This window comes from Rhizobium sp. CBN3 (assembly GCF_030518245.1).
GTDB lineage: Bacteria > Pseudomonadota > Alphaproteobacteria > Rhizobiales > Rhizobiaceae > Rhizobium > Rhizobium aethiopicum_A.
In genome coordinates this window covers 2,501-5,000 of sequence record NZ_JAULSE010000055.1, presented here as the reverse complement: position 1 = coordinate 5,000, position 2,500 = coordinate 2,501, and the positions used below count along the sequence as shown (strand labels likewise).

The 2,500-nt window shown below is 52.9% G+C and carries 1 rRNA gene (only partly in view); it reads right to left on the bottom strand.

Going from position 1 to position 2,500, the window contains the following annotated elements:
- Positions 1-2,067, bottom strand: a 23S ribosomal RNA gene (locus QWJ46_RS30620); it reaches 874 nt to the left of the window's first position.
- Between the last annotated feature and the right edge of the window lie 433 nt (positions 2,068-2,500).

The following is a 2,500-nucleotide window of genomic DNA, read 5'->3' as shown; positions in this document are numbered from 1 at the left end:
TTCACTGAGTCTATGTTGGAGACAGCGGGGAAGTCGTTACGCCATTCGTGCAGGTCGGAACTTACCCGACAAGGAATTTCGCTACCTTAGGACCGTTATAGTTACGGCCGCCGTTTACTGGGGCTTCGATTCAAAGCTTGCACCTCTCCTCTTAACCTTCCAGCACCGGGCAGGCGTCAGACCCTATACGTCGTCTTGCGACTTCGCAGAGCCCTGTGTTTTTGATAAACAGTCGCTACCCCCTGGTCTGTGCCACCCCATCATACTTGCGTAAAATGGGGTCACGCTTCTTCCGAAGTTACGCGTGCAATTTGCCGAGTTCCTTCAACATAGTTCTCTCAAGCGCCTTGGTATACTCTACCTGACCACCTGTGTCGGTTTCGGGTACGGTCTATACGGTGGAGCTATTTCCTGGAACCGCTCCGCTGCCCTGATAATCCAATAAACCAGAACAACTTGTGCAATCCGTCACTACCACCAGGCCCACGAATATTAACGTGGTTCCCATCGACTACGCGTGTCCGCCTCGTCTTAGGGGCCGGCTAACCCTGCTCAGATTAACTTTAAGCAGGAACCCTTGGTCTTTCGGCGAGAGGGTCTCTCACCCTCTTTATCGTTACTCATGTCAACATTCGCACTTCCGATACCTCCAGGAGCCCTCACGGGTCTCCCTTCATCAGCTTACGGAACGCTCCGCTACCACGTGTATTGCTACACATCCTCAGCTTCGGTGCATGGCTTCAGCCCCGTTACATTTTCGGCGCAAAGACCCTTATTTAGACCAGTGAGCTGTTACGCTTTCTTTAAATGATGGCTGCTTCTAAGCCAACATCCTGGTTGTTTTGGGATCCTCACATCCTTTCCCACTTAGCCATGACTTGGGGACCTTAGCTGGAGGTTAGGGTTGTTGCCCTTTTCACGACGGACGTTAGCACCCGCCGTGTGTCTGCCGAGTAGTACTCCCCGGTATTCGGAGTTTGGTTAGGATCAGTAAGACGGTGAGTCCCCATAGCCCATCCAGTGCTCTACCCCCGGGGGTATTCGCTCGACGCTCTACCTAAATAGATTTCGCGGAGAACCAGCTATTTCCGAGTTTGATTGGCCTTTCACCCCTAGCCACAAGTCATCCCAATCTATTGCAACAGATGCGGGTTCGGTCCTCCAGTTGGTGTTACCCAACCTTCAACCTGCTCATGGCTAGATCACTCGGTTTCGGGTCTAATGCAACAAACTATAGCGCCCTATTCAGACTCGCTTTCGCTGCGCCTACACCTACCGGCTTAAGCTTGCTTGTTACACTAAGTCGTTGACCCATTATACAAAAGGTACGCCGTCACCCTTGCGGGCTCCGACTGTTTGTAGGCATCCGGTTTCAGGTTCTATTTCACTCCCCTTGTCGGGGTGCTTTTCACCTTTCCCTCACGGTACTTGTTCGCTATCGGTCATGCACGAGTACTTAGGCTTGGAGAGTGGTCTCCCCATGTTCAGACAGGATTTCTCGTGTCCCGCCCTACTCTAGGACAATCATGATATCTACGCGTACGGGGCTGTCACCCACTACGGCCGCACTTTCCAGAGCGTTCCACTTTAATCACAATTGCCACTGGCCTGGTCCGCGTTCGCTCGCCACTACTTGCGGAGTCTCGGTTGATGTCCTTTCCTGCAGGTACTTAGATGTTTCAGTTCCCTGCGTTCGCTTCTTACACCCTATGTATTCAGGTGTAGATACCTTATCACAATACCTAGAAACCATTCGGGTTTTCACTCACGCTTGTTCTGCACTTCGTGCAGCGCTGCGTGGGCGCGCCGGACGACCGGCGACGCGCTCTGCGCTGTATTGGGAAGTTCCCATACAGGCCAGAGGCCGTCGGCGATCGTTCGCCGTAACGTCGGGTCGAAGACCCGACAACCAGAATGATTTTCTAGGTATTTAAGGTGGGTTGCCCCATTCGGAGATCCATGGATCAAAGCTCATTCGCAGCTCCCCACGGCTTTTCGCAGCGTATCACGTCCTTCATCGCCTGTGCATGCCAAGGCATCCACCAAATGCCCTTACGACACTTAATCGTTCTCATTGCCAATGCTCATCATCTCGCCGCCATCTCCAAAGGAAACGGCAACAGACCGGGTTACCTTTTACAACCCGGTCAATCCAACAATGCCATCGACGTGTTCGACCTGATCACTTTATTGGAGCTACGCCGAGCAGCTCGCTTGTGTCAGGTCTTAAGACCAGCTTCTCGAGATATGATCCGATACCGCGCGGTCAGGCAACGGCAATCAAGTCGTCCGTCAGATGCCTCATCCCTAGAGATCAGGCAAACAACAACGACCCAGAGCGACAAGCTTCCTACCTACCTCCAATCCCTCCACCACATCCGGCCGGCTAGGCCATCCATGGGTTCACAGGAACTGGGCTCGGACGTCCTGGGCCTAAACCCAAAACACCTGGAAGCCTCCAGATCAATCTTCTCTTCACAATGTATGCAGAACAGGCATC